Annotated in this window: 10 protein-coding genes and 1 pseudogene; 4 read left to right on the top strand and 7 right to left on the bottom strand. The window is 66.6% G+C overall.

The genetic code is table 11. The annotated features are described in order from the left end of the window. Positions 1-133: 133 nt before the first annotated feature. Both ABZV58_RS34345 and ABZV58_RS34350 read right to left on the bottom strand, forming a co-directional pair. Positions 134-575, bottom strand: a pseudogene (locus tag ABZV58_RS34345) (DDE-type integrase/transposase/recombinase); the annotation flags it as partial. Then, positions 476-733 (bottom strand): hypothetical protein, encoded by a 258-nt coding sequence (locus tag ABZV58_RS34350; RefSeq protein ID WP_355004378.1) that lies wholly within the window; start codon positions 731-733, stop codon positions 476-478. The pseudogene ABZV58_RS34345 and the gene ABZV58_RS34350, both read right to left, overlap by 100 nt. Before the next feature lie 368 nt (positions 734-1101). Here ABZV58_RS34350 and ABZV58_RS34355 point away from each other — a divergent pair, with 368 nt between their 5' ends. Together ABZV58_RS34355 and ABZV58_RS34360 are read left to right on the top strand one after the other, a co-directional pair. Next, entirely contained in the window at positions 1102-1461 is a 360-nt protein-coding gene (locus ABZV58_RS34355) for a DUF732 domain-containing protein (protein ID WP_355004362.1), read from the top strand. Positions 1462-1725: 264 nt separating this feature from the next. Then, positions 1726-3966: a 3'-5' exonuclease gene (locus ABZV58_RS34360; protein ID WP_355004363.1), complete on the top strand. Its 2241-nt coding sequence runs from the start codon at positions 1726-1728 to the stop codon at positions 3964-3966. 25 nt (positions 3967-3991) lie between these two features. Here the strand turns inward: ABZV58_RS34360 and ABZV58_RS34365 are convergent, their stop codons facing one another. Together ABZV58_RS34365 and ABZV58_RS34370 are read right to left on the bottom strand one after the other, a co-directional pair. Then, entirely contained in the window at positions 3992-8914 is a 4923-nt protein-coding gene (locus tag ABZV58_RS34365; RefSeq protein WP_355004364.1) for a DEAD/DEAH box helicase, read from the bottom strand. After that, positions 8911-12267 (bottom strand): hypothetical protein, encoded by a 3357-nt coding sequence (locus ABZV58_RS34370; protein ID WP_355004365.1) that lies wholly within the window; start codon positions 12265-12267, stop codon positions 8911-8913. The genes ABZV58_RS34365 and ABZV58_RS34370 overlap by 4 nt, the downstream gene beginning before the upstream one ends. A gap of 259 nt (positions 12268-12526) precedes the next feature. Here ABZV58_RS34370 and ABZV58_RS34375 point away from each other — a divergent pair, with 259 nt between their 5' ends. Beyond that, positions 12527-14638, top strand: coding sequence for a DEAD/DEAH box helicase family protein (locus ABZV58_RS34375; RefSeq protein WP_355004366.1), 2112 nt, complete (start codon positions 12527-12529; stop codon positions 14636-14638). Here the strand turns inward: ABZV58_RS34375 and ABZV58_RS34380 are convergent. The 3 genes from ABZV58_RS34380 to ABZV58_RS34390 all read right to left on the bottom strand — a co-directional run bounded on the left by ABZV58_RS34380 (position 14633) and on the right by ABZV58_RS34390 (position 22070). After that, the gene (locus ABZV58_RS34380) at positions 14633-19837 is read right to left on the bottom strand and encodes an AAA domain-containing protein (protein WP_355004367.1); all 5205 of its coding nucleotides are present in this window, start codon (positions 19835-19837) and stop codon (positions 14633-14635) included. The genes ABZV58_RS34375 and ABZV58_RS34380 overlap by 6 nt on opposite strands. A gap of 105 nt (positions 19838-19942) precedes the next feature. Further along, positions 19943-21364, bottom strand: a complete 1422-nt coding sequence (locus ABZV58_RS34385) for a serine/threonine-protein kinase (protein WP_355004368.1) — start codon at positions 21362-21364, stop codon at positions 19943-19945. After that, a complete protein-coding gene (locus ABZV58_RS34390; protein ID WP_355004369.1) occupies positions 21354-22070 on the bottom strand; it encodes a hypothetical protein in 717 nt (238 codons plus the stop codon). Before ABZV58_RS34390 ends, ABZV58_RS34385 begins: the two co-directional genes overlap by 11 nt. Before the next feature lie 263 nt (positions 22071-22333). Between ABZV58_RS34390 and ABZV58_RS34395 the strand changes: the two genes are divergently transcribed. Beyond that, on the top strand, positions 22334-25201 hold the full coding sequence (locus ABZV58_RS34395; protein ID WP_355004370.1) for a helicase-related protein: 2868 nt from the start codon (positions 22334-22336) through the stop codon (positions 25199-25201). The last annotated feature ends 1 nt before the right edge of the window (position 25202 follow it).

Genomic DNA, 25202 nt, shown 5'->3' on the forward strand with positions numbered 1-25202 from the left:
GAACTCACGCGGGTAGGGCTTGGGCACAGCGACATCCTCTCAGGCCCACCTCTCGGCAAGCCATCTCGGTTGTCACCTATCCGTGCAGCAGTCCCGTTTGTTCGGAGCAGGTGGAATAGTAGTCGGCTTCTTATTCGATCGGTGGTCGGCGGCCGAGCCGGCGCATCAGCCGGGAGTTGTTGAACCAGCTGACCATTCATGGGCGAGTAGCTCGACATCCACCAGCTGATGCAGAGAACCGCGCCGAAACGGCGAATCATCCCGCACCGCCTCGGTCTTGTAGAGTCCGATCGTGGTCTCGGCGAGGGCATTGTCCAAGGCGTTCTCGATCAACCAATCGATGGGCGAAGACCCGGAAGCATCAGTTTCTCACCGAATTTCACCGACTCGACCTGCGACCCCGCGTCGGAATGATGGATTGTGGGCCCGGTCCACGGCCGCCCCTCGCGTGCCCGCAGCGCGGCGGCCTGTCGGATCACCGATTCCACGAACGCGGTCTGTTTGCTGATTGAGCATTCCCAGCCCACGATCCGGCCCGCGTAGGCGTCGACGACGAACGCGCAGAATACTCCTGTCGCGGGTCGCTCGCCCGCGCGAAGAAACTCGTTGCCGCCAAAAGGATTTCGATCGCCTGCTCCAGCTCGGTGATCTTGCGCTTCTGCTCGCGGATTATCGGCACGGCCTTGATCGCCGCCCACTCGGGGGCGTAGCGCTCAGGGTGATCGACAACCAACCGCGCGACCGTCGCGCGGGTCGCTGCATCACACTTCGCCGCGTAAGCAAAAGCTCTAGCCGACATGACGTTTGACATAGTTTTCAGATGTCTATATGGTTGCCGCATACGAACGACGATTCGTCGAAACCGAACGCTCACGACGAGGAGTGCCTTATCCTTTGCCGCCGGCTCCGGCTCCGCAGGTGAATGTGTGGCAGCACAGCGCACCAGGCAGCCCAATCGTGGTGCGTGCGGCCTTCCCGCACAGTCTGCACCTGGTTCTCTCGCTCATCACCTGCGGCATGTGGCTGCCAATCTGGCTGATCCACTACCTCATTTCCGGTAACCGCTGATCCACCCCAATCGCACTACGAGGTTTACGAAATATGCGTACCGTCTCGACTCTGCTCGCCCTCGCCGCGACCGCCGTCGCCCTCACCACCGCGGCACCCGGTGCAATGGCCGCACCCGACACTGGTTCGGCGAGCGGCTCCAGCAGCGGATGCGGCCCGCGCAGCTACGCGGACCAGGTCTTCCTGCGCAAGTCGTATTTCGACGAAGAGAGCTGCGGGGTCCAGGACGCCGCGATTGAGCTCGCTCAATCGGAATGCCGGTGGCTCGACACCTACGGTAACTCGGCGCACAACCGGATCATGCTCGCCGAGAGTACAGGCGACACACTGGATTACCCGTATATCTTCCTAGACGCCGCGATCACGGCGTACTGCCCGCAGTACCAGCACTGAGTTCGTTCGAGGAAGACGGAGTAGCGCAGCGCTCGATCACTCGCGACAGCTGCGCCCAGCGCGAGAATCATGCGCCGTGGTCGCTCGGTTACCGGTCGGCGATCGGGTCGTCTTGCTCGTACTGATCTTCCTGCGCAAGGCCGAGGCCTCCCGCGCAACTCCGGCAACCATCGCGTTTCCGCCAAATAGGATGTTCAAACGGTAGTGCCGAGTTCACGTCGAACGGACCGGCCGAATTAAGTAGCAGGATCGAGGAGTACACGAATGGCAGTGGTCGTGTGGGCAACGAACAACAAGTCGATGCCCAAGCTCGACGGGTCGATCAAGAACAAGGTGTACGACTTCTTCGAGAAGGTCCGGGCCGACGACACCACACCGGGACTGCACATCGAACCGATCAAAGGCGCGGTGGATTCTCGGGTGCGCACCGGACGAGTCGATCTGAACTACCGCGCGATCATGTTTCGCATCGACGGCAAAGCGACCGACACCACCTACATCTATCTCGGCACCTGGAAGCACGATGTCGCCAACAAGCTGGCCGAGAAGTCGACGCTGCGGGTCAACCCGGTGAACGGCGTGTTGGAAGGGATCGTCGGCGAGCTCGACGGTCACGCGGATCGCAAGAAGCGCTCGGTGGTCCCGGATCCGACCGGTCAGTTGGCCGAACTCGCTACGCGCGCGCCGGTCGGCTACCTCACCCACGTAGGCTTCTCCCTTTCTGATCTCACGGATCGGCTCGGCCTCGACCCCGAGCTCGCCGAGCGTGCTCTTGCCGCGCCCGACCAAGAGGCAATCCTCGCTGTCGCGCAGTCCACCGAGGTGATTTGGCAGCAGAACGCGCTGCTCGAACTGTCCGTGGGACGCGGTATCGAGGACATTCGCGACGTCCTCGGCTTCACCGAGAAGCCTGTCGACGAGGATCTCGATGAGAGCGAGCAGATCCTTGCCGCGCTCGAGCACCCGGCGACGAAGATGCAGTTCACGCTCATCGACGACAACGACGAGCTCCGGCGGGTCATCGAAGAGGGCGATTTCAAGGCATGGCGAACGTTTTTGCACCCGAACCAGCGCCGCTATGTGGAGAAGAGTCAGCGCGGCGCCTTCCGGCTCTCTGGAGGCGCGGGCACCGGCAAGACGGTGGTCGCCTTGCATCGTGCGAGGCACTTGGTCGCACAGAATCCGAACGCGCGAATCGTGCTGACCACCTTCAACAAAACCCTCGCATTGACCATGGAGGCGGATCTGCGAACGCTGGATCCGACGATTCCTATCGCGTCGCGGCCCGGTGAGCCCGGCGTCTACGTGGGTGGCTTGGACAAGCTCGCCCAGGCTGTCCTGACACAGGCCGACGACCAGGCCTACGGCGCCGCAGCCGAGATCGTGCTCGGCTCGGACGCGGGCGGTAGGCGCAGACGTCGAACCGGTGACGACCGCGGCTGGTCGGATGCGGTGCGGGCAGCCGACGTCGACTTGGACGCACGCCTGAGGCAAACCGCGTTCCTGGCACCGGAGTATGTCAGTGTGATCCTCGGCAACGAGGTCACCACGGTGGAGCAGTACGCGAAGGCGCCTCGTGCCGGGCGTGGCGTGCGCTTGACGCGGGCTCAGCGAGTCGCCGTGTGGCGCGTCGTCGAGCAGTATCGGAAGCGCAACCGCACCAACGGGTGCCTGAGTTACCCGGAGGTATTGGCGATCGCGGCTGCGCATTTGCGGCTGCGAGCGGAAGCCGACGGCGGATACCTCGCCGATCATGTGATCGTCGATGAAGCCCAGGATCTGCATGCCACCCACTGGCGGCTGTTGCGCGTCCTTGTTCCCGTAGGACGCGACGACTTGTTCATCGCCGAGGACTCCCACCAGCGGATCTACGGTCAGGCGGTCGTGCTGAACCGGCTCGGCATCAACATCCGTGGCCGCTCCAGCAGGCTGACCCTGAACTATCGGACCACCGCGCAGAACCTGCATTTCGCCGTCAGCATTCTCGAAGGCGCGGACTACCGGGACCTGGAGGAAGGTGGGGAGTCCACCGACAGCTACACCTCCGCCCGGCTCGGCCCCGCTCCGCGATTGATCGAATGCGCCTCGGGCGCAGAGCAATTCCGAGTAATCGGCGACGTGATCAAGCAGTGGTTGGACACTGACGGGGTAAGTCCCGGCAGTATCGCGATTCTCACGCGAGGCGGGAACGACCGTGAACTGTTCGTGGCGGAGTTGCGCAAGCGGGGCATCCCGGCGGCCGTGCTGGACAAGGAACCCGCCGCAGGGGACAACGTTCAGGTGCTGACCATGCACCGCGCCAAGGGCATGGAGTTCCGCTGCGTCGTGCTCGCCGGCGTCGACGCCGAGCACGTTCCCGCGAAGATGGCGCTGCGACAGGTTCCGGAGGAGGAGCAGGCCGAAGCCCGCCAGCGGGAACGGTCCCTGTTGTATGTGGCGGCCAGCCGAGCCCGCGATGAGCTGGTTGTCACTTGGTGCGGGACTCGGTCGGAGCTGTTGCGCTGAATTCTCCTACGCGCGCACTGCCCGGTCAGCGTGCCGACAGCAGTGCGCTCAGTTCCCCGGCGTCGGCGAGTTCCAGCGGCACCACCTGGAACCCGTCGGCGGTCAGACCTGTGTCGCGGTCGCGATCCTCGCCCTGTACAACAACGACTTTCGCCTGTGGCCAAGCGATGTCCACCGGCCAGTAGTACTTGCCGATCTCGATGTCCACCTCGGGCTCGGGCACCCCGCGCCCGGCCAGGTCGGCCAGGAGATCGCGCACCGAGTCCGAAACGTTCACCGCTGTCGGCTCCCAGGCCGGCTCGACCGGTTTGTTGGCCCCGACGAGCTCGAGTTGCTCGAAGACCTCCAACGCGCCGCCGCGCGTCAGCTGATCGTGAAACCGTTCGTTGCGATAGGTACGCAGACATCCGTAGCAGGAAGTCTCGACGCCGCAATCGCAGCGCTTCACCCGATCTGCCGCGTGTTTCAGTACCAGTTCCAGCTCACGCGCGATCTGCTTGGCTGCCCCCGCCCCAGCGGGCACGGTGTCGAACAGCGCGATGCTGCGAGCACCGTCTGTACTCCACGAGAGCGTGCCGTCGATGTCCTCACGGCTGATCTCCAACGCCTCCGACGCACCTTCGAGGAGTGCGTAGAGCACCGACAGCCACTTCGATTCGGATTGCTTGTCGTAACCGAAGTCCGAGAAGGTGAATTCGGCGACGTCGGTTTCGTAGTGGTGGGCCAGTGACACGACCTCCGGCCGCCCCTGACAAGGGATGTCGGTGGTGGGATGGTTGTGCTTGGGCACAATTTTCGTGTTGACGTCCGGATCGGCCCAGCCACACCACGGGCACAGCAGGAAGCCACCGCCCGAGCCTTCCCCGATGACCATCATCCTGGCGCGCGTCCCGGCACGCGCGCGCACCTCGACTCCACCGGCGGACCGCCAAGGGAACACTTCCGCGCTCTCTCCGATGGACTGCACGTAGGTGGCGCCGAACCAGTTTCGTTGCGGCATTTCCGAGCGCACGTCCTCCGGGCGACGGTCTGCTACGAAACCGAACTCAGGAAAGACGCATCGCCGTACGCTGCCGAACTCCTGATCGCAGTTGGGGCACAGCGCGCTCACGTCCAGATCGTGACCGGCTTCCAGATGCTTGCATTCTCGGCAGACCCGGTACTTCAGTTCCACCAGTTCACGTTTGGGCAGTTTGTGCAGGCCACGAGAGGTCCACATCTTGCCGCCTGCGACGACTTGGTTGCCGGGCGCATAGTCGTAGATCGCCTGACCGAGGTCACGAGCCAGTTCCAGTTTCGCCCCGACGTCGCTCTCGCAGTGCGCTGTGCGCAGTTCGACCGTGTCGACGGGGAACCCGTATTTCGGCAGCACGTTCTTGTTGGCCAGATAGCCGAGCAACTGCCGCTCTTCGATCGTGCGCAAGGTCTTCTGGAGCTTGGCCCCGAGACCCAGTTTGCCCGCGTCGACGGCCTCGTCGATCAACCCTTTGAACAGGGTGATGTCGTTGGTGATGTCCTGCTCGGCCAATCCCAGCAGCATGCACAGCGTTTCCACCCAGCTGTCGTCGTCGAGACCGACTTCGGCGGCGGCGCTCGGCGGCAAGACCGCGTTCAGCGATTTCCGCACCCGCGGTGGCACCGGGCTGAGGAACCTGCGGACCGCCGCCGCCGCCGATTCGCCACTCGTCTCCGGCTCGAAGAACCGTCCGGCGTGCCGCCACTCGAGGCCGTCGACGTCGTAGCGGTGCCGGAAGTAAGCGGCCAGCGCGATCGAATGCGCGTGCCTTCGTCCGATTCGCGGGTTGTCGATCGGAATCACCGGGATCCGCATTACTCCGGCGATCATGGACTCCGGGTGCTGGAATTTCGACAGGTCGTGCGAGCTTCTCTTGGCGTAGGTCACCACCAGAGCCGCCGATGCCGCCCGGCGACCGGCGCGTCCGGCCCGCTGGACATAGTTGGCGGTCTTGGGCGGCATATTCCGCAGCATCACCGCCTGGAGTTCGCCGACATCGACACCCAGCTCGAAGGTGGTCGAACAAGACAGGACGTTGACCTCTCCCGCGATGAATTCGCGTTGCACGGCGGCCGCCTCGGTGGCTTCCCACTGGGCGGTGTGCTCCTGCGCCGTGAGCGGCACCATCTCCAGCGTGCGGTAGAGCGTGCGGTAGTGGTTGGTGTCCTCATCCACCGACGGGACCTCGTAAGACGACAAGACGCCCTCACACGCGCCCTGCGGGCACAGGTCGCGGATGTTGTGCACGGTCAGTCGGCGGCACACCGTGCACTGGAACCACACGCAGTCCGAGCCGGGGCGCAGCCGCAGCTTCTCCTGTGACAGCTGATAGACGACCCCGGCGCCCTTGTCCTGTTCCAGTTCGAAATAGCCGCCCTTCTCCAGGAAGTCCCAGCAGGCATCGAGCACCCTGTCCGCGGGCGCGGGCGAGCCGAGCGCGGCAAGCACCTTGCGCACGAGCAGAATCCGATTGTTGCTGGTGCCGGGTTTACCACCGGGTCGCCAGCTGATGATGCGCTTGCGACGGTCGGAATCGGCCGAGCGGATTCGGATACGCGCATTGCGGGGTTCGAACAGCGGATGGGTGATGTCGACATCGGGCAGCAGCGTCATCGCGCCCTGCAGCCGCACGGTTTTCACCAGTTCGGCCAGCAGTCCCCAGAATTCGTCGTCGGTGAGGCCCAGCCGGGTGAGGCCGGTCGGAATAGGAATCTTGCGAGAGCGCAGCAAGGAGACTCCCAGCAGTCCCAGGCCTTCGAGGGACTGCCGCTGGTCCATCGACATCAATTCGGCCATCAGCCACGGGTTCACCTCGCGCAGCTTGCTCGAACGGGTCGCGTCTTCGTCGAAGTGCCCGGCGCGTTCGGCGACTGACTTCACATCGGCCGCGAGGTCCTCTATGGACAGCAGTTCACCGGCATTCCGGGGAGCGTGCAGGGCCTCGGTGAGGTAGCGGCGGGTGAGCACACTGCCATACGTGGTGGCCAGGTAAGGGGCAGCGAAGGCGGCGGCCTGTCGCGAGTCGGAGAACATCAACAACTTGCGGCCGCCGCCCACCAGCTCGGCCGCCTCGTCGTCGGCAGCAGGCAAATGCTGATACAGCGCGGTGGTGATCACGGCGGGTGCGGCGTTGGCGTCGGTTCGCAACCTGCGCACGACTTGCCGTGACCGGGCGCCGCATTCGGTGCAGGTGCTCATCACTCGCTGCGGGGACCGATGTTCGCGCACCTGTAGCGCGAGTCCGCCCGGGCACCGCTCGGCGCAGGAGGCGCCACTGAGCACTCCGCATCCCGTGCAGAGAGTCTGTATTCCGGTGCCGGACGACTTCTCTCCGTCCTCGCCCAGCGTGGTCTCGTCCTCGTCGATGATTTCGCCCTGCTGAGCACCGGTCAGCACCAACCATTTCACCGCGGCGTCGCGCTTGGCGGGCCGAAAGAACTGCCGACCGCCCTCGACAGCGGGTTCGCCCGCCAGATGGACGGCTCCGCAGCGCTGGCAGGTACCGAACTCGAACACCGCGCGTCCGGTATCGGGATCGACTTCGTGCCTGCTGAGAAACACCCGCGGCCCACTCTCACCGAAGCTGACGAAGGCGCCTTCGGTCGCGCGGATGAACAGGTGGTATCGGGCCGACAGCACCGGGTTCCCGCCGGAGTCGAAGACCTTGGAGCCGAGCGCGACAAGCGCCTCGAGCTTGCGCGCCCCCAGTTCGTCACCGGGCCAAAGTTTTTCGGCCAGCGTGTCGACCGCGACCGGGCCCGCGTGCGCGTAGGCCTTGAGGTCCGCGATGCGCCTTTCGGCGTGCAGCGCGTCGGCGACGTCACCGGATGAGACGTGCTCTCCGATGTCGCTGAGATCGGCATCCGGCTGCGCGAGCCGCAAGAGGTCGCCGTCGGCGACGGTCCACGTCGGCTCGGCACGCCTGCGCATGCGGGTCGCGGTCACCAAGTCCTGGCGGTCCGGGTCGTCGGCGACGAACTCGAACTCGGCATCGAAGAGTTTGTGGGCGAAGGCAGTCGCTTCCACGCCCTGCCGGTCCTCGGTGCTGCCGGACAGCGACGCGGATGTGGCGATACACCGCAGCGGCCGGTCACCGGCGACGCGGTCACGCAGCCTCCGCAGCAGTAGCGCCACCTCGCACCCCTGCGCGCCGTCGTAGACGTGCGCCTCGTCCAGCACGACGAAGCGCCAGGTGTCCGCATGCGCCCCGTCGAACAGTTCCAAGTCACGCGGGCGCAGCAGCAGGTACTCGAGCATCGCGTAGTTGGTGAGCAGGATATGCGGCGGGGCCGCCCACATTTCCTCCCGGCTGAGCAGCTCGTTCGGCAGCCGCTCGACCCCGGGATGCATGCCGCGGAACGAGGAATCGGCATCCGCACGGCGCTGCCGGGTCTCACCGGTGTACCGGCCGAAGGTGATGTCGGGCGTGTCGGCGAGCAGTTCGCGCAATCGCTTCAGCTGGTCGTTGGCCAGCGCGTTCATCGGATACAGCAGCAGCGCACGCACCCCTGGCCCCAGGGTGCCCGCGGCCTTCTCCGCGATCAGCTCGTTGAGGATCGGCAGTAGGAAGCTCTCGGTCTTGCCGGATCCGGTGCCCGTGCTGACCACGAGGTTGCGGCCCGCCACGATCTTGCGGAGCGCGGTTTCCTGGTGCCGGTACAGCGGGCGGTCCAGTTGCATGGTCGTGCCGAATTCGACGAAGTCCGGGTGCAGCACTCCTTCCCGGATCAATTCGCGCAGCGAGGCTCCCGGCGCGTACGGCGGCGTCAGTTCCAGCAGCGGCCCCTTGGTGAGCAGCGTGGTGCCGTCCACCTCGCGGTCGAAAGCCACGGCCAATCCCGGATCGCGGGGCGCCAGCAGGGTTTTCAGGTACCGCTTGTAGCTCTCCTCGATGGCAGCACTTGCCGCCAACGGATCCAGCCGGTCTGTCACAGCGGTTCTCCGATCAGATCAGGGTGCAAGTCGTGGCAGGCGAGGGCATCGGCGACGAGAACGTCCGCGGCGACCATGCCGGGACACAATTCCGCGAGCCTTGCCCAAGCCACTCGGGTGGCGTCCGAAATCGGCGAGCTGGGGATCCGGCCGCGCGCGGTCAGCCGTGCGACCGCCGCGAGGAGCAGCGACTGCATGGACATCAGCATCCACGGCAGCGCGGTGGTGTCGACACCGGACAGCTGCTCGTTGCGGGCAGCGACCTGGTCGTAGACCAACCGCGACGCGCGCCGAAGCGTTCTCAGCAAAGCGGCGGAGCCGGTGGTCAATTCGTGCCGCGCCGGATCGCGCTGCCAGGTGTGGCGCTGGGCGAATGCCTCGAACATCGCCGAGGTACGCGTATCGGTGTCCAACAGGGCGCCGGGCACGATCTCGCATGCCGAACGCAGCATCCGCACCCGCTCCGAGGTCATGGCGTGCAGTTGCACAGCCGATGCGTCGAAGATGCCCTCGCGCAGATCTCCGGCCTTGCCGGACAACAGCTCTCGCAGCCGTTGGCCGCCGAGGCCGGACAGTCGACCCGCGAGTTCCTGATAGGCGGGCGACTCCGGGGTCCGCGCCACAACGGCCAGGTCCGCGAGATCCACCAGGCACCCGATCCACGGGTTGGTCGGGACCGTGTCGCGAAAGACAGACGAGAAGTCCCGCTCCATCAGCCCAGTCGAGATCAGCAACGCGGGGTGCGCATGTTGCGGAATCATGCTGTCCGCCAAGGTTTCCAGTGCCGATCGCGCGTCGTCGGCCAGTGCCCGGTGCAGTGCCGTCCGGATCGGCTCGGCGGCGGGCTTGTCGGCGAGCACCGCCCAGATCTCGGGCAGTGCCGCGCTCCCGGCGGGGGCCGGGCCATGCCCGGCGAGAAACCTCGACAGTTCCGTACGACGATCGTGCTCGTCTGCTACCCAGCCGGGCTGGTCGACGTGCAGGGCGTCGTCCCCTGGTCGCTCGGGCGCGGCAGTCACCGACCACGGGTCGTCGACGAAGACCTGCACGGTCAACGGCCCCGCCGCGATCAACTCATAGGGCAGCTGCGCCCGGCCGTTCTCGATCGCCAGATGCTGCGGCGCTCGCCACGGTGCGGTGTCCGCCCACACCAACGCCGCGAGATCGGTCCCGTTGGCACCGTCGAATACCAGGTGATCGCCCTCGACTCGCGCACCCGCGCACAGCAGCGGTGGCCGAATCCGGGCGACCGCCACCTCGTGTGTCGCATCATCGGCGGTATCGATGCGGGCCAGCATCGTCGCGACGCCGACCTTCCGCACGGTGTCGAGGAAGGCACGAGTCGGCACCCGAAACACGTTCCCCCGGTGCACTTCCGGCGTCTCGATCTGTACCACGGTCCCCGACCGGTTGGTGAGCGCGACATCCACCCGCACGTCTCCTGGCACCCGCACGGAGACCGTCGCGAACTCGGCGACTTGGTCGGTGGTCAGCAGCGCCGGAGAGCTGCGCCACTGTGGGGTGGCTCCGATCCCGTCCACCCGAATCTCGATGTGCGCGGGGCGAAGCAGCAGCCGTTCGGTCCGCCCTGCCGAGGCGAGCCGAATCTCCATTTCGCTGGTAGCGCTGTTGAATTCGACGCGGGAACGGTCGACGGTCAACGGATCGACCGCGGCCAACTCGAGCACACAGGGCGCGAGTCCCCCGTCGCTCGGCACCCGGAATTCGCTGTCGCAGCGGACCGTAAGCCCCTCGGCCAAGAACAGCGAATGCCGCAGATCCGAACCCAGCGGACCGCTGATCACCACATCGAACCGGCCGAGCAGACCAGGTTCGGCGCCGTCGAACGGATCGAGTTCAGCGGGCTCCGACCCCGATTCCCATTCATCGTCGGTCAGCCAATCCACGGTGCCGCTGCGCCGGGTCCGCACCCGCCACACGGTGGGCTCGGCACTGGCGGGCAGGACGACACTCGGACGTTCGGCGTAGACGGACAGACCGGAGCGCGTGGTGACCCCTTCCACCGGCTCCGCCAAATCGAGGACGGCCGCACCCAGCGCCCGTACTTGCCGCACCGGACCGGACTTGGCGCCTCGCCGCCATCGGACGTTGTCGACGGCAGTGAGGTCGTACTCCCGCGCCCGCCAGTCCCGCCAGCCGACAGGCACGGACTCCCGCGCCATCCGCACCGGTGCGCCGTCGTAGGCGTTCACCAGTTCGGCGTCGTGCGGGCACACCGCGATCACGCCGGCGCGCGGCAGCGCCGCGTGCCGGGACAATAGCTTTCCTCGGTCGTCGAACAGCAGCAGCGGGTCGTCGGTGTCCACCAGAGAGAGACGATGCGCGATGCCGGAAGCCGAGTGGTTCAGCATGATCCGACGCACCGGTCGCGGCACCACCACCGGCGTCACCGGCTGCACTTCACCGTCGAGCGCCCCCCAGGCCCGTTCCGCGTACACCCGTCGGGCATCGCCGTCGAAAGACACCAGCCACGGCGTCTCCGCCCCGATCGCCGGGTAGGGGATCTCGACGACGATCTGCTCATCGAGTCGCGAGTAGGCGACGGCCGGCTGCTGGATGTGAGCCGCCGTATTCGACCGACTTGGCTCAGCCGTGAGCGGACGCTCCTGCAATCTGTCGATCAGCGCGTCGAGCAACAGATTCGGCAGACCCGTCGTCGCGGTGCCGAGATCGAGATCGTTGGCCGCTTCGGGATGCTCGCGGAAGTACTCGGCGAATTCGATGATCCGGTCGACGATGTCGACAGCGACTTCCCCGCCCAAGCGCAGGAAGTTTCGCACCGGCACGTCGAGTTGATTCAACCGGTAGCCCATTCCGGGTTCGGTCAGCCATTCGAACACCGCCGCGCCGCGCGGTGGCCGCCCGTGCGCTATGTGCTGTTCGATCACGTCGACCAGATCGCCCAGACAGTGCACCGGCATACCCGCGTGCACCGCCATCACCTGCACATACTGGTTGCCGAGCTCCTCGAACCTGCGTAGCCCGAATTTGCGCAGCAGATCACCGAACTTGCCGCGCAACAGATTCTCGAAGTCCAGGTCCCGCGGCAGGTCGAGTTCTTCCCAAAAACTGTCCCAGTACCGGTTGCGGTCGTATGCGACGCCGGCGTGACCGATCAGGGTCGTCAACGTCAGCGCGGGAAACTTGGCGACGATCCACTCCGCGCCTTGGGCGCGACGGCGGTTGTGAATCAACCACTCGAACAGTTCCCGCGCGCGCTCGATGTCGTCGGAATCGAGATTGAGTTCCACGAACAGCGAAACCCGCCGCAGTTGTTCGGCGCGGACGAATTCCTCGTCTCGCGCCCGCTGCAACATGAACGACTCTGTCATCGCCGCGGACCCCCTCACTTACACCTCACCGCGCCGAGCCGGTCGCGATTGCTCGAAACGCCTGCTTATCTTCGCATCAAGGAGTTCGCCCGGCACCGGACCCGTCCGCGGATGCTCCCCTTCCGTGTCGTCCGGAGGCGCGAAAACGCTACCGCACGGTTGTAACGGTCATCCACGAAACTGGACATCGGTTGTCCGGACGCACCCAGTAGGCTCAGCCGGAAACCGGAGTTGTCGCGGTGGCGGGGAAGGTGACCGGGTGCGCGAATCGTTGATACGGCAGATGGGCGAGCTGCTGCTCGCCGAGCCGGGCCAATCCGCAAGAGAGCTCACGGCGGCCATCGACCAGCCTGGGGTGACGAAAACCCAAGTCAACAGCCTTTTGCACGGTCGACCGGATGTCTTCGAGAAGACCGACGACACACCGCCTCTGTGGTCGGTCCGCGAAGACGCGCTGACGAAGAGCATGCCCTCGACCGCGAGTCGCGCGACTGCTCCAGCAGGCAACGCCACCTTCGGCTCCCAGGGCGCCGGTCCCGCATTGCGCGCTTGGCAACAGCGGGCACTGACAGCTTGGTGCGACAACGATCATCGAGGCATCGTCGAAGCGGTGGACGGCGCGGGCAAAACCGTCCTCGGCGCCGCCGCGGCAGCCGAAGCCGTCGCCGCCGGACGACAGGTGATCGTGGTCGTACCGGGCCCCGACCAACAACAACAATGGATCGAGGCCTTGCGCGCCGTTCTGCCGTCGAGCCGGATCGGCGGCTTGGGCAGTGCGGCGGCCCACTCGCTTCCCTCGGACGGCGACGTCACGGTCTACACCGCTTACGCCGCGATACAGATCCGCTTGCTGGACAACCGCGCTCCCACCAACCCGACCGTCCTAATCATCGACGATGTGCACGGCTACAGCGCGGGCCTCTATGCCAAGGCCCTGCTCCCCGGCTTCGCCTGGCGGCTGGGGCTCACCGCGGCCCTGGCTCGTTCCGACAATCTGGTCACCGAGCAACTGGTCCCCTACTTCTCGACCGTCATCCCTGGCTGCGACTACCCGCACGCGGTCGAGGAGAGTCTGCTGCCGCGCGTGCGGCTCGTCCGCGTCCCGGTCCGGCTGACCGAACAGGAGGCCCATGCCCTGCGTCTCGCCGAAGACCGCGCGCAACAGGCGCTCGACACCCTGATCGCCAAGTATTCCGCGCCCGACACCCCAGCCGGGGCCGAGTCCTTCGCACGTTCGGAGGTCGGCGAGCGGGGCCCTGGCGCCGTGTTCGCGAAGCGTTATCTCGATGCGGCTGGCAAACGCACCGAGGTTCTCACCGAGTGCGCAGCCAAACAGTCGCTGCTACGGCAACTTCCGGTTGCCGCTCTAGCCCGCACGCAGTCGATCTTTTTCACCGATCGAGCGACCTGCGCCAGCCGGATCGTGCAACTGCTGAGCTTGGCGGGCCTCGAGGTGGCGCGCACTGGCGAGGAGCTCAGCACGGCGCGCCGCGAAGAGATCGCGCGGCGGCTGCGCGAGCGGACCTTGCACGCGGTGGTCGAGCACCGCAACGTCGACGCGGCGCTCACCGTTCCACATGCCGGCATGGCGATGATCCTGGCCACCGAGCTGACCGAGCGACAGCTGGTGCAGCGGCTGGGCCGCATTGTCCGGCCCGAAGCGGATCGGCCCCCGGTGGTCGTGGTGACCTATGTGGAGGGAACCTCGGAAGATTCGGGTGTCGGCGAAACCGCCCTCACCACGCTCGGGCAGATCTCCGAGGAAGTGGTCACCACCGACGCCGCAGAGCTGCCGGCATTGCTGACCCGGTGGCTCGCCGAGCCGGGACAGCCCGCGGCCGAGGCCGAGCAGGTGGGCCGGGCGGAACGAACGCCTGATCGGGCGACGCCCGGTCGACCGACAGTCGCCGACCAGGTCGCACGGACCGAACGGCCCATCGAACCGAGAACGCCGATCAACCGGCCCGAGCAGAAAGAACCGACATCCGACGTGATGACCGAACTAGTCACCGAACTCACCGCGCAGGGCGGTGTCGCCACCGCCGACGAACTCGGTGATCTCATCGGCCTCACCGACCCGGAGGAGATGTTCGCCGCCGTCGTGGCGGCGGCCGAGAGCGACCGCCTGGACTACCGCCCGATCGAAGAAGGATCCGACGAACTGATCCTGCTGTCCAGCGCGGCGGGCGGCACTCCCGAGCAGCGCCGAACGGCCTTGGCGGCGCTCACAGCATGGGCGGCGCACAGCGTCGACCCGATCGACGAATTCCACCGTTTGGTTCGCGATTTGGGCCCGGTCCGGGTGCCACGCCATCGGCTCATCGGCGTCGCGGCCTTCGTGCGCGGCGTGGCACCGGCCGGGCTGCTATGACCGAGCCGTGACGATGTCGCCGGCCAGCGTCCTGGCCAACGGCAGCACCAACGCCAGCGCCGCGATCGCGTGGTCGGTGAGGTCGGCCTGACCGATCGCACCGAGCACACTGCGCATCAACCGCTTCCGGTCCTCCCACCCGACCTGTGCGGCGTAGAAGGCCATGATCTCGGCGAGTTCCCGCACGGGCACCTCTTCGACGGTGCGCGGACCGAGGGTGCGCCAGTCCGACAGTGGCTGCCCCGGAATCCGGTAGGTCAGCGACGACGGATCACCCAACTCCAGCGGATCGTCGACGATCAGTTCACCGCGCCGCACCGCCTCGGTCAGCAGGCGATCGACGACCTCGGGCAGGTCCTCGAAGTCCGACGGCCCGCTGGCCCGCAGATATGCCGCCAGCACGCGCGCACCGGACACCGGACCTTCCGTCGTGACAATGCGCCTCAGGTGCTTCGCCACAGTGCGCGCCGGCACGACGTCCGGCTCCGGCAGCGGCTCGGTGAACATCCGATACGGCCTGACCGTCCGCGCCGCTCGCTCATCGGGTGCGTCACCGTCCGGCTCGGACGCCGGCGCCTGGAGGGGGACATCGACCGAAGGCGGCTCAGGATGCGTCCGCACCGAAACATCCTGCGCCGGTGGGGTATCGATCTCGATAAGCTCGGACGACAGCTCATCGGCCGCGGACGGATCGTCCCGCGCAACCACACCGCCGCGCACCTGGTCGGCGCCGAAACCACTACCCGATGCCGCGTGGACGGGCGAAGGCTGCGCATTCGGCCGGACACCATCGTGTTCGGCAGCCGTCTCCTCGGCGATCGGCTGTAACCCCAGTTCCTCGAACATCTTCCACAGAGGCGTCAGCGCCTCAGCGGGATCGCGGAGGAACTGCGACTGCCGGATACGGACGAACGGCCACCCACACCGCTGCAGATCCCGCTGCCGCGCCAGATCGGCTTCGAACGCTTCGGGCCCATCCCAGCGGTCGCCGTCGCATTGAATGGCCACGCGCGCCTGCGCGCCCGTGACCACCATGTCGATGTCGTAACCGGTCGCGTCGTAGTGGGCGGCGACCTGGTAGCCGCGGTCCACGATTCGGTTGAACACCTGCTGTTCGAACAGCGACTCGAATGGTGCGACGACTCGATCTTCGGGCACCGATCCCGCCCGCTCGGACTCGTGGCCGACGGTCTGCTGCTGCGCGTCGAGGCAGTAATCCAGCAGCCGATAACGCATGTCGGACGGGTTGGTCAGCTCCTCGAGCGTGACCGAGTGGAACACCCAGAGCTGGTCTCGCGCACGCGAAACCGCGACGTTGTAACGCTGCACGATCTCGTCACGGGTCTGTGCGACGAGCCGGGTTTCCGGCCCGCGCGCCTTGACCATCGACAGGAAGATCACATCCCGTTCGGCGCCCTGGAAGTCGGCGGCGTCACCGCAACGCAGCTGGCGGCGCGCAAGCTCCTCCGGCTGGAATCGCAGCAGCAGCTTGTCCCAGATCACTTTCGCCTGTGCCGCGCCGAGCAGCGAGATGACGCCGAAGGTCTTGCCCTCGTAATCGGGATCGTCCATGCACCGGGCGATCTGCTCGACGATCCGATTGGCTTCGTTCTCGTTCGTGTTGTTGGGTTTGCTGACACCGTCGGCGACGTGCACGGTCCGGATCGGCGGCAATCGGTCGGCTCCGAACAACCGCACCGGAATGAGCCGCACGTTCTGCGGCTCGTAGGCGATTCTGTTGGAGAAACCGATGATCTCGGGCACGCAGCGCCGATGTTCGACCAATGTCAGCCGAGCGGGGAAGCGCATCGTAGCCTCGTCGAAGAGGCTGCGTTTGGGTTCCTGCCAGGAGGCCCGGAACTTGTCGTCGAACAGGTATTGAGTGGCAAGACCCGCGAGCTCGTTCTGGTCCACGCCGACACCGGAAGGCGAGACCTGTTTGTCGTCGCCGATCACCACGATGCGCGGCGCGAGGTACTGCAGGAACACCGACTCGAGCCCGGCCTGGGAGGCCTCGTCGACGACCACCACATCGAACATGTCCTGCTCGATATCGAGCTGTTCGACCACCCGGTAGATCGGCATGATCCACACCGGCACCGCCGACCGGCACCGCGCCAACGTCTGCTTGATGTCGGCCTGACGCCGACCAGCGTGTATCCCCTTGCCTTTGCCCAGTTTCCGCACCAGCTGCACGTACTGGCGCAGGTCGGCGCGCGAGGTATTGGTGAGCCGCCCCGGACCCACAGCACGATCCCACGCCCGCGTGACCGCCAGTGTGGTCGCTTCCGAACGCAGACCGTCTTCGATCGAGTCCAGCTCGTCGAACAGCTCGTTGACCTGCTCGTCGGACCGCTCGTCGAGCCACGTCCCTACGGCGGCCCACCCCCATGCGGCGGGCAGAGCGGCCAACCGCTCCTCCCACTCGGAATCGCTCGCGGTCTCGTGGATCGCGGTGCGTAGCAGCGGGATCTCGGCTACCCGCACCGCCAAACCATCGCGGCGCCGGAGCTTCTCGCGCAATACCTGCAATTCGGCGAGCCGATTGTGAGCGAGGTGGTAGGCGCGTGCCTCCCCTTGTTCGATCGCGCTGTACAGGTCCTGCACGTTCACGGTGGCGCGCGGGTCGTTGCACAGCGCCGCCAGTCGATCGCGAAGGTGGTCGATCGGCTCCTGCGCGGCTCTCAACTCCTCGCGGGAGGTGACCGCGTCGAAAGCCCGCACCATCCGGTGCACCGATTCCGCATCGGCCCAGTCCGGCTCTTGCAGGCCGTGTTCGCGCAGCCTCCGACCGGAGTCCTGAAGAACCGCTCCGAAACTCATCACCGTCTGCAGACGCGCTTGCCGTTCGCGATGCCAGGCCAGCCGCCCACTCGGGGTGCCGCCCTGCAGCGGCTGGGTGATGCCGCTCCACACCGCGTCGAGCTGGTTCAGCAGCCGCCCAGCCTGCTCGTAGTGCCGAAACTTCTCCAGCTGATCGGTGGTCGTCGGGACACGGCCGTCGACACGGACCCGATCGAAGAGCGGTTTGGCGTCCTTGATCTCCTTCGCGGTGGCGAAACCGATCTTCGGCGATCCGTCGGCCTGGGTTTTGATCTCACCCTTCTTTGCGATCCGCGCCTGCAACGCCTCCGCCAACGACACCAACGCCCCCAGATCACCGCCGTCCACGGTGACTTCACTGATGCCCATGGCGGCAACGGCTGTCTCGACGTGCACGAGCAGTTCCTTGATCCGCTCGGCCCGCGCCTGCCATTCCGTCGACTGCCCGGCGCGGAAGTCGAAAACCGCTGTTCTGATCCAGGTTTCGCGGTGCTCGGCGAGATCCTCCCCCGCGCGATCCTGGCTTTGCACGAGCTCGCGCAGTTCGGCTCGGGCGGCCGGCGCGAGCTCGCTGATCCGCCGCGCCCACGCGGTCTGCTCGGCCTGCTGGTAATCGCGGTACCGTTCGGCCGCCGCCGCGCGGCGCGCGAGCCACTGCTCGACCTGCACCGGTGGCGGCAGCTCCGCGGTGGTGATCACACCGGGTACCGAGGCTTCCGGATCGTGGAGAGTGTCGTCGAGCAGCAGGGACCGCCACTGCGCGAATTCTTCCGCCGTCACCGGCAGCGCTTCATCGACCCTCGGCGTCGCCAGCCCTTCGATCCAGCCGAGCCGCTCGCGGTCGGCGCGGTGACGCGACACGATCTCGGTGAGCGTGCCCTGATACCCCGCGATGTCGAAGTGCCGGACCTCGCTCTCCCTGGCGAGCTTCAGCCGCCGCATGATGTCGGCGCGCTGCTGCCGAAGGTCAGTGATCCGCCGCTGCGCCGCGCTGATCTGCCGAGCCGATCGCGTGGGGTCGTGCTCGGCGGCCGCTTCGGAGATCCGCTCGACCGCGACCTCAAGATCGGCGAACGAATCCCGAGAGGTGCCGACCACCGCCACCGACAGCGGTTTGATCGCGTCGGGCAGCTTGCCGCGCACTTCTTCGAGCGCTCGATCGGTATGCGCGGTGACCAGCACTCGCTTGCCCTGCGCCAGCAGATGCGCGATCAACGCCGCCGCGGTGTGGGTCTTGCCCGTGCCCGGCGGGCCTTGGACGATCGTGTGGGCGCTCGTGTCGACGTGGTCCAGAATGCGCAGCTGAACCTCGTTGAGCGGCATCGGGAGAAAGCTGTCGGTTCCGTCGCGGACAATCGCGCCCTCGTCGCTGGGCTTGTCCCGCTGCGGCTCGTAGTCCGGATCCACCAGATTCCGGATGCCTTCGGGCACTTCGCCCTGTTCACGAATGCGCTGCGCGATCGACGTGAGCACGCGCACCAGCCCGCGCTTGCCACGGGGGCGCAGAATCAACGCGGGCGCGTAGGACGCCGTCGGTTCGGCCCCGGCGGGCGCCACGGTCATCTCGTCGACGTAGGCGGCGCCCGGATCGATGCAGTTGATCACCCGGCGCACCAGACCGCCCACAGCAGGCCGATCGAACGGGTCGACGCTCTCGCGGCGTGCGAAATCCTCGGCGTCGCTCAGCAGTGTGGGCGCACTGAGTTGGCTGTTCTCCAGGAAATCCATCAGCTCGACGGTCAACCCCGTTCCGCCGGCCTCGATGGTCACCGACAGATCGCCGGAGTCGGTGTCGAACTCGATCTTCACCGGGATCGTCAGCACGTGCCTGCGCACCCGGCGCGCGGACGGCTTCCAGCTCAGGCATCCGAGCCCGAGCACCGCCTCGGTCGTCTCCGACGCCACGCTCAACTGCGTGTAGACATCGTAGAGATCGCGATAGAGCCGGTGCGCCAGCAGATCCCGGCGGGTCTTCGCCGCCCAGGGCCGCCACTGCGCCAACCACAGCTCGAATCGTTCGACGACCTCCGGATGGTCGGAGAGTTGCAACACCCCCTCGGTCCCCGGCCTGGTCTCGCGCAACTCGGGTTCGTTCTCGGGGTCGTCGAGACGCCCTGGCGAAAGCCAGGCACGCACCTCCTGGTCGTTCAACTCGACGACTGGCTCGAGCCGCACCTTGCGCACCACGAGAAAAGGCAAACCCAGAGCATCCGGCTCGTACCGCACCACCGGATGGATCGGAAGATCCGAAAGCCAGATCACCGTACCGAGATCAGCGACATCCGGAATCCGCTGCACACCGATGTCCTGTACCCGCGCCAGGTACTTGAACAACCGCTCGCCGCGGTCTGCCAGAGCTGCGTCCCTGCCCGTCACTTCACATCCTCCAACAACCGCTGAGCAACCTCGGAACGCTATCGCTCTGGAAATTCGCGGCGCTACAGGGTGCCCACTTTCCCGCGCACCGGCTCGGCGATCCGATCACCGCGCACCGGCCCTGATCTGAGCGATCATCTCCGACAGCTGCACCACCCGCGCATCGCTCTCCCCGTGCCAGGACGCCAGCTGCGCGTGCAATTTCCGCAGTCGCGTCAGTGCGGCCCGCACCTGACCGATGTGCACCTGGCTGATGGCCAGCTGCCGCTGGCAGTACATGACCTGGTCGTCGTAGGGCCCGCGCTCCGCGGTGAGGTCATCGATCAGGTCGCTGTAGAGCGTGACGGCCTGGGCATGGTCACCGGATTCAAGACACAGGTCGGCCAGCCGAACCCGCGCGTCGACGACGTCCACATCGCGGGCGCCGAGCTGTGACACGGCAACGCCGAGAGAGTCTTTCAGCCCTCCGATGGCAGGCACGTAACGGGACTCGTCGGCGAGGTCGCGGGCGCGGCGGACCGCCCGATCGAGATCACCGCGGGTGAAATCGGGCACGGGAGCCGCATCGCCGGCGTCGGACCGCCGCTGGGGCGCCGCGGTCCATAACCCGGCGGACGCGCCGACGGCCGCCGCGTACAGCCGCGCGGGGCTCATCGGATCGGGACGTTCTATCAGACTGTCGAGCGCTCCGGCATACCGCATCAGCACCCCGTGCACGGTCGCCGCGTCCGCTGGACGATCGACCGGCTCCTTGGCGAGCATGCTCGCCACCAGCAGCGACAATTCCTCGGGCACATCGTCGCGTTCCAGCTCGAGCATCGGTGGCGCCGTGTTGATCTGGTTGAGCATCGTGTCGAACTCCGAGGACCCGAGCATGACGCGGATGCCGGTGAGCAGTTCGTGCATCACCAGGCCCAGCGAATACAAATCGGTCTGCGGCACCACCGAGCTGCCCCGAACCTGTTCGGGCGCCATGTATTCCGGCGTTCCGATGCCCGATCCGGTTCTGGTGAGCCGTGTTTGATCAGCATTGAGCGCGACGGCGATGCCGAAATCGAGCACACGAACCGTCCCGTCGGCGCAGAGCATGAGGTTCGACGGTTTCAAATCACGGTGGAAGATGCTGTGCCCGTGAGCTTCCGCGAGGACGGCCGCGGTCTGCGCGGCGATTCCGGCGACGGCCCCCAGCGGCAGCCTGCCACGGGCGGACAGGATGTTGTCGAGGGTGACTCCGTCGACGTATTCCATGATGAGGAACGGCTGCTCGGGCGGCCCCGGGTCGATGCCCGCGTCGAACACACTGGCCATACCGGGATGACTCATCCGCGCCATCAGTTCGGCTTCCCGCACGAATCGGCGTTCCCATTCGTCGTTCTCGGCCAGATGCGGATGGATGACCTTGATGGCGACCTGACGCTTGAGCGTGCGGTCGAAGCCACGGAACACCCGCCCCATGCCACCACGACCGATGACCTCGATCAGCTCGTAACGCTCGGCGACGATCCACGGCGCCGCGTCATCGGCCATGCGACTCACCCGCGCCGCCCGCATCGTCCGCGATCCGAAGCGTTCCCGACGTGAGCCCGGACAGGCCGTCTCGGACGATTCGTTCGACAGCCAGACGTTGAACGCGCCACGCCGTCTCGATCTCCATCAGCCGCGCGATCGCCGCGCCGACCTTCTGCTGTTCAACGATCGGCACCCGGGGAAAGGCGACCGCGAACAGGTCGATCGGTCGTCCGCCCGCGGCGTCCGCGGCCGCGCGCACGACGCCGGACAAGAAGTGCGCGTCGATGACGCTCGGCTTGACTCGTAGCACCACGACTCCGGGCGCGAGCAGCGCCGCGTCCGTGCGCACCGACACCACCGCATGACTCCCGCCGGACACGACCACCACGTCTCCCGGCTGTCCGAACACCGCACCGGGCGTACCTGGATCCCCAGTCTTGGACGGTTCCCTGCCGAGCCGAATGTCCTTGGCGGTCAGCATCGAGACTCCGCTCGCGCTCGCCACCAGGGTCGGCGGCGACTCCAGCACGGTCAACGCCCCGGCCTCGGCGAGCTCGCCGATCGACACCGTCGCACGCGGGCCGCCACCCGCGACGAGCTCAGGCAGGACCGGCGAACGGAACGCGGCGACGGCGGTCCGCAAGGCGGCGTAGTTCGCGACATCAGGTGCGAGCCCACTGTCGGCGACTGGCTCGGCCGGCGCCGCGGCCACGTCATCCTCCACGAGCGCCACCTCCCCACCTGTCCTTCTCGGATGCGCTAACGGTAGCAGCGTGATCGCCGCATCGCGGGGCGGACCATCCGCTCACGTGAATACAAAAGAGCCTCCATTACCTATCAATTGACATAGTTTTCAGCACTTCTTACACTCCGGTGAGACCAACTACGAAACATCCAGCCCCCGGACCAAACATGCGAAACTTCGAATGATTTTCCATTCGTACTAAGTTGGATCTTCCCTGCATCGACCCACCAGGAGCACCCCTGATGACCCATGCCGCCGAGCCACGCGAGCTCAATGTCGCCCCCGGCTCGATCGTCGTAGTCCGAGACGAGGAATGGCTGGTCACCTCCGCGGAGCAGGGTTCCGACGGCTGGCTGCTGCGGGTGCGCGGCCTATCCGAGCTGGTCGCCGACACCACCGCGACCTTCTACGCCAGCCTCGATCGCATCGAGGTGCTCGACCCGGCCAAGGCCCAGGTGGTCCCCGACGGTTCTTCCGGCTACCGCGACTCCCGCTTGTGGCTCGAAGCCCTGCTGCGCAAGACCCCTTTCCCCTACGGCGACCAGACGGTCACCGTCTCGACCCACATGCTCGCCGATTCTCTCGGCTACCAGCGGGCCGCTGTCGCCAAAGCCCTTGACCCCAAGCACATCCGCCCTCGCATTCTGCTCGCGGACGCCGTCGGCCTCGGCAAAACCCTCGAGATCGGCATGATCTTGTCGGAGCTGGTGCGCCGGGGCCGGGGCGAACGCATTCTCATCGTCACCCCGAAGCATGTGCTCGAGCAGATGCAACACGAACTGTGGTGCCGTTTCGCGCTGCCGTTCGTCCGCCTCGACTCGGCGGGCATCCAGAAGGTGCGCCAGAAGCTCCCCGCCACCCGCAACCCCTTCACCTACTACAAGCGCGCGATCATCTCGATCGACACGCTCAAAAGCCCCCGCTACAAGGCGCATCTGGAACGCCAGCACTGGGACGCGGTGGTGATCGACGAGTCGCACAACCTCACCAACGTCGGCACCCAGAACAACGAGCTGGCCCGGCTGCTCGCCCCCAACACCGAGGCCCTGATCCTCGCGTCGGCCACCCCGCACAACGGCCGCGAGGAATCCTTCGCCGAACTCCTGCGCCTGCTCGACCCCACCGCGGTCGCCGCCGACGGCTCCTTCACCAAGGAGGATGTGCAGAACCTGCTGATCCGCAGGCACCGCCATCACGACGAGGTCGCCGCGGAGGTCGGCAGCGACTGGGCCGAACGCGCCGAGCCGGTGCACCGCCTCGTGCAGCCCTCCGACGCCGAAGACGCTGTCGCCCGCGAACTCTCGCAGGTCTGGCTGCACCCGGAATCCGGCGCATCCCCGTATTCCGGCGAAACCAAGGCCCTGTTCCCGTGGACCCTGGCCAAGGCGTTCCTCTCCTCCCCTGCCGCGCTGCGCGAGTCGATCAACCAGCGCCGCGACAAACTCCGCGCAGGCACCCCCGAGCAGCGCGCCGAACTGGCCGCGCTGAACACCCTCAGCGATCTCAACGACAAGGCGTTCACCGAGTCGGCGGGCAAGCAGGCCGTCCTGGTCTCGCGCCTGCGCGAGATCGGTGTCGGCCCCAAGTCGTCGATGCGGGCGGTCGTCTTCGCCGAACGTGTCGCCACGTTGAAGTGGCTCACCGATCTGCTGCCCGCCGCGCTCGGCTTGCGGCCGGAGAACGTCGCCATGCTGCACGGCGGCCTGTCGGACAAAGAGCAGCAGGAGATCGTCGACAGCTTCAAACTCGAGACGTCCCCGATCCGGGTCCTTGTCACCGGCGATGTCGCCTCCGAGGGCGTGAACCTGCATGCCCAGTGCCACCACCTGATCCACTACGACATCCCGTGGTCGCTGATCCGCATCGAACAGCGCAACGGCCGAGTGGACCGCTACGGCCAGAAGTTCCCGCCGGTGATCTCCTCCCTCATCCTGGAGCCCTCGGATCCCGAATTCTCCGGCGACCTTCGCGTGCTCTCCCGCTTGCTCGAACGCGAGAACCAGGCGCATTCCACCCTCGGTGACGTCGCCTCGCTGATGGGCAAACACAGTGTGGGCGAAGAGGAATCGGCGATCCGCGACGTCCTCGCCCGCAAGACCGACCTCGACGATCAGGTCAGGACGGTCGAAGACGTCTTGGAAGGCGACGATTTCGACTCCTTCTTCGCCTCGCTCGACAACGACGACACCCCCGTGCTCCCCGAGCTGCCCCGCCAAAGCCTCTACACCGACGACATCGGCTTCCTCGACGAAGCCCTGCGCGCCGCCTACCACGACATCCCCCACGCGCCCCCCGCCAACGGCGGTGTCGGCTGGACCGTCCACACCAATCACGGCATCGCCGAACTGGTCCCACCTCGCGACCTCCGCCAGCGCTTGGCCCATCTGCCGCAGAGCTACCGCGAGAAGGGCCGCATCGACACCCACCTCAAGCTCGCGACCTCCCGCCAGGTCGGCGACGCCCAGCTCCGCGCCGCCCGCCAGGGCAAAGGCGTCAACAACACCACGTGGCCCGAAGCCCACTTCCTCGGCCCACTGCACCCCGTCCTCGACTGGGCCAGCGACCGCGCCCTGTCCGCGCTGGGCCGCAACCAGATCTTCGCCATTCGCGGCGACGTCGAGTCGGTCACCGTCCTGCTGATGGGCACCTTGATGAACCGCCGCGGCCAGCTCGTGTCCCGGGTGTTCTCCACCGTCGAGTTCCCCGACAGCGAACGCCCCACACTCGCCTTCTCGACCCCGCTGGAAAACCTCGACTTCCTGCTCACCGACACCGGATTGAAGCCGGGAACCGCGAACCCCGGACCTATCTCCGCCCCCGAGCGCTTCCAGCAACTGATTCCCGTCGCGGTCGACAAGGCCACCCAGTCGATGAAACTCGTTCTGGGCGAACAGGAACGCGCCGCCAACGAGCGCCTCGCCCAGTGGCGCCGCCGCGCCGACCGCTGGCAGTCCGGCGCCGACCAACTCGAACTGTTCGGCAGCCGGCGCAAGAAGGTCGACAGCTACGCCCGCCGCATCGCCGAGGAACAGCGCCTCGCCGAATCCCTCGCCCCCACCCAGCAATTGGTGCGCCCGCTGCTGGTGATCGTTCCCGGAAAGGACCAGTGAT

This window comes from Nocardia sp. NPDC004654, assembly GCF_040609595.1.
Lineage (GTDB): Bacteria > Actinomycetota > Actinomycetes > Mycobacteriales > Mycobacteriaceae > Nocardia.